Genomic DNA, 7,042 nt, shown 5'->3' with positions numbered 1-7,042 from the left:
CTCGCCAGCGCCGCCGCTGCCACCGCCTTGCTGGCATCGTTCGCCCTGCCCTCGTACGCCCAGACCGCCGCGCCGGCAGCCCCCGCCGCCGCCACGGCACCCAAGCCCGATCGCTCCATGCACAAGCACGGCGACCGCATGGAGCACATGCAGCAGCGCATCGCCAAGCTCAAGGCCGACCTCAAGCTCACGCCGGCCCAGGAAACCGCATGGAACACCTATGCGGCCACCTTCAAGCCCGGCGAGCGTCCCCAGCGCATGGAGCGCGAGGACTTCGCCAAGCTGACCACGCCCCAGCGCATCGACAAGATGCGTGAAATGCGCGCCCAGCGCGCGGCCGATGCCGATCGCCGCGGCGAAGCCACCAAGGCCTTCTACGCCCAGCTGGATGCCAGCCAGCAAAAGACCTTCGATGCCGCCACGCTGCACAAGGGCCACCCCGGCCACCACGGCATGGACCACGGCCCGCGCCATGACCACAAGAGCGGCCAGGCCCGCCCTGCCCCGGCACCCGCCCAGTAAGCAGCCACCTGGCCTGCCCGCCACCAGCGGGCAGCCGGATTGCTTGCGCCAGCCCTTGCACGGACGCCTTGTCAGGCGGCCGACAGTGCAAGGGCTTTTTTGCTGACTCCCCGATCTTCCCCGGACTGCCTAGAGTGGAACAGGCACAGCATTGTGTGCTGCCCCGGAGAAGATCATGGCCCCCAAAAACACTCAAACGACGCCATCCAGCTGCCAGAACAACGCAACGGCGCGCAAACATCCACCAGAACTTTCAGAGCGACTAGAGCGACCAGGACGACCCGCAAGTTTTGCCGCCGTGCTGCTGGCCGGTGCAGCGGCCGTCCTGCCCCTGTCGGCGCAGGCGCAGTCCACGCCGGAATCCACCCCCTCCATGTACCTGCAATACGGCGCGGCCGAGCACAGTGCCGACAGCTGGACCGTGGGCGTCACCGTGCCTTGGCGCAACTGGCGCCATGCGCTGTGGGGTGGCCAGCTCAGCGGCTACTGGGATGTCTGGGGCGCCCGCTGGTCGGCGCCGCTGGAGGGTCGCGATCGCGGCACCTGGGTCATCGGCGTGAATCCCACCGTGCGCTGGCGCCCCAGCAACGGGCAGTCGCCCTGGTTTGCAGAAACCGGCGTGGGCCTGAGCTGGGCGCTGAACCGGCGCTACGTCACGGACGAGAAGGAATTCCCCACGCGCTACAACTTCGCCACCCATATCGGCGTGGGCTACCTGTTTGGCAGCCAGGGCCAGCATGAGCTGGTGCTGCGGCTGGAGCACCATTCCAACGCAGGCATCAAGAAACCCAACCCCGGCGAAAACTTCCTGCAGCTGCGCTACGCCCACCATTTCTGATCACTGTTGCGGATCCCGGCAAGACCACCTTCGAGGTGGTCTTTTTTTGTCCTCGGCCGCCCTGTGGAAAAACCTGGGCATAAAAATCTCGTAAATCCCTGCTTATCCACAAGGAGGATGCGCCATGGAAAGTTGTGCCCAAAACGGGTGCAGCAGCGAAGCTGCATCCACCACAGGGTTTTAAGTGTCTTAAGTTGTTGATTTTTATAAGATAAATTCAGTTATCAACAATTAAGCGCTTCACTTACTACTACTACTAACTAAAAAATAAGAGAGATAGGAATAACAGCCAAGGGCGGTTTTTCACAGCGGCAAGACCGTTCGGGATAAAAAAAGGCAGCCGGTTCGTCAGGAAAAACGGCCTGTCAACAGGTCACAGCACTGCCAGACCATGTGCTCATCCATGTCTGGCAAGCCTTCTTTTCATCTGGGTAAACAAAAAAAACCTTATAGATCAACAACTTAAAGTGCATTAAAGGAAAAAATACACCTCGCACAAAACTGTGGATAGATGAAGACCAACTCAACAGTTATCCACAGAAAAAATCGAAACAGGCAAACTATCCCCGTTCGGGAGACACCGGGAACAGGGCTTTGATCACATGTTTTTCAATCGGGCAAGACATTGTTTTTTTTGAGGAATATTGAGTTATCCACAGAGATGCCATGCCTCTACTACTACGACTATTCTTTATAAGAAGATCAAAGAACAACCGAAGGCGAAGTCACGCGGGAAGCGAAGGCCGAACGGTTTTTCAAAAAAACAGACGTGCCAGGTTGTCTGGAGCCTGGGCATGTCCAGACGAGGGACTGCTCCAGCGAAATTGGCGCGCCTGTGTTCAAAAAAATTCCGGATCGACTCGCGCGCCATGGCCGTATGCACGAAGACGCACGAAGACAAGACTTCCTCGCGGACACGCAGGAACGCTGTGCAACGGCCGCTTTTCCACAACGGGCTGTGCACTGGACGTGGAAGACTTCAGGAAAACGCGGCCTGCCGGCGGACGCAAACGGATGCGCCAGAGGCAGTGCTCGGTCATTCAAAAAAATTCAACCCCTTGTTGTCGGCCTGCAAGAGGACTGCGCATCCAGATCAGGAGCAGCCGATCCAGTCCAGGCAAGGGCAATCACGAAAAGTGATGGCTGCTGGCGCACCAGGGCAAGAGGACGTGAATCAGCCCGAGCGCTTCAGCGGCCTGCAGAGGACCGTGGGGGCTTGGCAGCTGTCAGGCCCTGGGTTGCACGCGCCAGCGCGTCCTGGGCGTTCTGCTGGCCTGTTGGCGGGTATGGCCGGGCCTGGGAGCAGGCACGGTCTGCGAGATCCAGCGGTATCCCGCGGGATCCGGGACCGTGCTGCAGAGGGCATGCAGGGAGATGCGGGAGCCGGGAAATACGGTTGCCCACAGGCTGTGTGCAAGTGGCCTGTGGGCAACCGGCAGGCTCGCTGATTGAAAAAACCAGCCGTGATCAATGACTTGCGTATGCAATGGAATGCCGTGGCGACAGGGTGCTGCCTGTTTTTCGCATGCTTTCCACAGGGTCCGGCTCAGCGTGCCGGGCGGCGCTGCAAGGCAAAGGGCGGCAGGCCCTTGAGCAACTGCTGGCCATAGCTGGTGTTCACCAGGCGCCGGTCATAGCAATACACATGGGCCTGGTCTTCCTCGGTGCGTATGGCGCGGCCCACCCACTGGGCCAGGCGGATCGCCGTGGCCGGCACCACCAGCTCATTGAAGGGGTTGCGGCCGCTGCTGCGCAGCCATTCGGCCCGGGCCTCGCCCACGGGGTCATCGGGCGGGGCAAAGGGTAGCTTGGTGATGAACAGGGACTCGCACAGCGCGCCGGGCAGGTCCAGGCCCTCGCCGAAGGACTGCATGCCGAAGATGATGGAGGGCTCGCCCATCTCCACGGCGTCGCGGTGGCGGGCCAGCAGCAGGGCGCGGGGCATGGCCGTCTGCACCAGCACCTGCGAGCGCATGGCCGTGGACAGCGCATCCACCGCCAGGCGCATCTGCTCGCGCGAGGTGAACAGCACCAGGGCGCCGGCCTGCACGTGGGACAGGTCGCCCAGCAGCGCGTCCACCATCTCCTGGGTGAAGCGGGCGGCCTCCTTGGGGTCGGCCACGGTCTCGCGCGCCACCAGGGTGCCCTGGCGCGCGTAGTCGAAGGGGCTGGGCACTTCCAGCGTGGTCACGGCCGCATCGTCGTGCAGGCCTGCCTCGCGCAAAAAGAAGTCGAATTGTCCACAGCTGGTCAGGGTGGCCGACGTGAGCACGGCACCGCGCACCTGGGACCACAGATGGTGGCGCAGCATGGCTCCGGGCAGGATGGGGCTGGCATGGGCCTTGACCACGATGTACTCGCCATCTGTCTCCAACGTGAACCATTTGGCATTGGGAACGCGGCTGCTGTCGTCATCCTGCGCTGGCTGCTGCATCAGCAGCTGGGCCGTGTCATAGACGGATTCCAGGCGGGGAGCCAGTGCGCCAACCTGTGCATAAGCTGTAGACAGCCTGCGTGCTTCCTCTGGATTGTCCTTGATGGCGGCGCGCAGTGCCTTGGAGATGGCACGCAGCGCATCCAGAAAGCTGTTGGCATGGTGGGCGGCCTTGCCCAGAGGCTCCAGCAGGGGCTCGGGCAGCATGCCGCGCGGTGCGCGCACCCGCGCCGGCCCCCAGCTGTCCTTTTGTGACTTGAGCGTATCGCCGTACAGCTCCATCACCAGGCGCGCCAGTTCCTGCAGTTGCTGGCGCAACTGGCTGGCATGGCTGGGCAGGTCGGCCAGTTCCTCCACTTCGACCAGGGTGTTCACGCGCAGGGCGCGGCTGGTCAGCTTGTCTATCCAGCCCAGGCGGCTCAGGTCCATCTCGCCGGCGAATTGGCCCAGCGCCGTGGCGGGCAGATGGTGGGCTTCGTCCAGCACCAGCAGGCAGTTGTCCAGCTCGGGCAGCAGCCGTGCGCCCAGCGAGGACAGCAGCAGATCGTGGTTGGCCACGATGACCTGGGCGGCCACCAGGTCCTTGCGGCGCTCGTAATAGACGCAGTTGCTGAAGGCCGGGCAGTGCTTGCCGGTGCAGGACGAGGATTCGGCCGCCACGGGGCTCCAGGCCTCGGCCTCGGGCGGGGTCTCCAGAGAGTCGCGGTCGCCGTCCCAGGCCTGGGACGCCAGCGCATTGGCCATGCTTTTGTAGAACTGCATGCGCGCCTCCAGCTCCTGGGCCGGGCGTGCCACGCGGCTTTGGGCCTGCGCCTTTTCCTCGGCGAACAGATCGTCCAGATCCTCGTCCTGGGCCTCGCCGGTGCTGGCCAGCCGTTCCAGCTTGAGCTTGCAGACAAAGCGGCCCCGCCCCTTGGCCAGCGCGAATTTGAAGGGCTGCTCCAGCTGCTGGGCCAGCGCGGGCAGATCCTTGTTCACCAGCTGTTCCTGCAGGGCGACGGTGGCCGTGGAAATCAGCACCCGGGTGCCGCGCGCCAGCGCCATCGAAATGGCGGGAATGCTGTACGCCAGCGATTTGCCCACCCCCGTTCCGGCCTGCACCACGGCAATGGACCGGGTGGGCTCCGGTGCGCCCTCATCGATTTTTCCCAGCTGGGCCTGGCTGAAGGTCTGCGCGATCTGGGCTGCCATTTTTCGCTGCCCCTCACGATTTCGGAACCCTGGGATGGCCCCGACCACGTCATCAAAGGATTTCAGGGCCTGTTCAGCCCATTTTTTTTCATGCATTTCGGCGTGTTTTGACCAGATGGATCATCTTGGTCCATCTGTTTATAAAGATTCGTACAGTGATATGTATTAAATAAGATGCGAAATCTTATGAAATACAGCGCACAAAGCGCGTTTTTCGTATGCCGTACAGCCTACAAGCTGCCCGTCATATGGATCACTGAACCCGCCAATCGCATGTGTGCACAGGTGGGTATCGGTCACCGGGATGGACATCTGTCCACCGGCTGTTCCTGGATTGTTCCCATGGCCGTTGATGGCCATGCGCGTGGCTGCATCCACAGTCTTGCCCACAGCGGCCAGGGCGTTCGGCCTGTGATCAATCCTGTGTGCATGTTGTTGGCATGCTTGTGGATTGATTGGATGATTGTCGCCATTCACCGTTGATTTGCAACGGGTTTTTCATGGATTCAGGTTTCCCACGATTTCCAGAAGATGGTGGAAGTTGTCACCACTGTGGAAAACAGGGCCTGTGCAGATCTTTGGCTTTGCAGAGCACGTTTTTCCCCGGGATATCCACAGGTCTGCGGCCGCTGCGGCTGGGGCCCTGGTGCACCGCAGGCGGCAGGTCCGCGGCGGCGCAGCGGATCGCGCTGGTTCTCGAAAAAGCGCAGGCGATCACTGCCGGAGATCGGCCCCGGGCGCCGGCCCAGGTACGCGAATGTCTTACCAAACGGTAATGAAGGCTTCACGCACGCAGGAAGATGCGTTTTCTAGCATCTGTTTCATCTCAGGAGACAAGGGTCGGCTCGCTGCAGTCCCTGCGCTCCAGGCATGGATTGAAGGGGCAAGAATGATCAAGACATTTGCGGGCCTGCCCAAGGCAGCCCGGTTTCCGGCGGCATCGGCATGCGCTGTCATCGCCGTGGCCTGCCTTGTGGCGGGCTGCGATGCATCCAAGGCATCGGCACAGAACGAACCTGCCGCGCAGGCGCCCGCGCCGGCCGGCGTGGTGCGGGTAAAGCCCGAGTCGCTGAAGATGCTGGACATCGCCGTGGTGGCCGATCCGCAGGGCACGCAAATGGCCTGGGCGCCCGCGCGTGTGGCCTTTGCCGAGGACCGCGTGGCCACTGTCTCGGTGCCGCTGGCCGCGCGCGTGGTGTCGGTTCGTGCCCACGTGGGTGACATCGTCAAGGCCGGCGACGAGCTGGCCACCCTGGTCAGCCCCGAGGCACTGCGCGTGCGCTACGAGGTGGAAGCTGCCCGCAGCGCGCATGACGTGGCAACCGTGGAAGTGCGGCGCCAGCAGACCATGGTGGACAAGGGCGTGGGCGTGGAAGTGGATCTGCGTGCGGCCCAGGCCAAGCTGCGCGAGTCGGCCCAGGAGCTGGCGCGTGCCCAGGGCACGTCGGCGCTGCTGGGGCAAGGCGGCGGCGACCGGCTGGTGCTGCGTGCGCCGCGCGCCGGCGTGGTGGCCGAGCGCAAGGCCGTGGTCGGCGCCTCGGTCGAGCCCAGCGGCGAGCTGTTCCTGATCGGCGATCCCGCCGCCATGAACGTGGTGGCCGATGTCTTTGAAAGCGATCTGCCCGGCATCCGCCTGGGTAGTGCCGTGCAGGTCGATGTGCCGCAGCTGCCCAAGCCCCTGACCGGCACGGTGCGCCACCTGGGCGCCACGCTGGACAAGGAGTCGCGCCGCGCCTCCGTCATCGTGCAGCTCGATGCGCAAAACCCCGTGCTGCGTTCCGGCATGCAGGCGCGCGTGGGCCTGCAGGTCTCCAACGAGCACGAGATGCTGATCCCCGTGACGGCCGTGCTCATCAAGGATGAAAGCCGCAGCATCGTCTTCGTGCAGACCGGCGAGCAGCAGTTCGAGGCCCGCACCGTGGTGCTGGGCCGGCCCTCGCGCGGCATGGTGCCCGTGGTGTCGGGCCTGAAGTCGGGTGAAAAGATCGTCGTGCGCGGTGGCCTGCTGCTCGACGGCGCAGCCAGCCAGCTGCTCTGATCGCGGCCAGGAGACTCAT

General features: G+C 63.3%; 4 protein-coding genes. 3 read left to right on the top strand and 1 reads right to left on the bottom strand.

What is annotated here, in order from left to right:
• Nucleotides 1–522 (top strand): Spy/CpxP family protein refolding chaperone (locus JHD82_RS22735; RefSeq protein WP_199138926.1); only part of this gene is annotated, 522 nt, incomplete at its 5' end.
• Between the two features lie 175 nt (nt 523–697).
• Entirely contained in the window at nt 698–1,360 is a 663-nt protein-coding gene (locus tag JHD82_RS22730) for an acyloxyacyl hydrolase (protein ID WP_199138925.1), read from the top strand.
• Nucleotides 1,361–2,906: 1,546 nt separating this feature from the next.
• Here the strand turns inward: JHD82_RS22730 and dinG are convergent.
• On the bottom strand, nt 2,907–5,081 hold the full coding sequence (gene dinG / locus JHD82_RS22725) for an ATP-dependent DNA helicase DinG (RefSeq protein WP_199138924.1): 2,175 nt from the start codon (nt 5,079–5,081) through the stop codon (nt 2,907–2,909).
• Between the two features lie 793 nt (nt 5,082–5,874).
• Here dinG and JHD82_RS22720 point away from each other — a divergent pair.
• On the top strand, nt 5,875–7,023 hold the full coding sequence (locus JHD82_RS22720) for an efflux RND transporter periplasmic adaptor subunit (protein ID WP_012201959.1): 1,149 nt from the start codon (nt 5,875–5,877) through the stop codon (nt 7,021–7,023).
• Nucleotides 7,024–7,042 lie beyond the last annotated feature (19 nt).

Source organism: Delftia sp. ASV31, from assembly GCF_016428765.1.
GTDB classification, from domain to species: domain Bacteria; phylum Pseudomonadota; class Gammaproteobacteria; order Burkholderiales; family Burkholderiaceae_C; genus Comamonas; species Comamonas acidovorans.
This window is presented reverse-complemented; position numbering and strand designations above follow the sequence as displayed.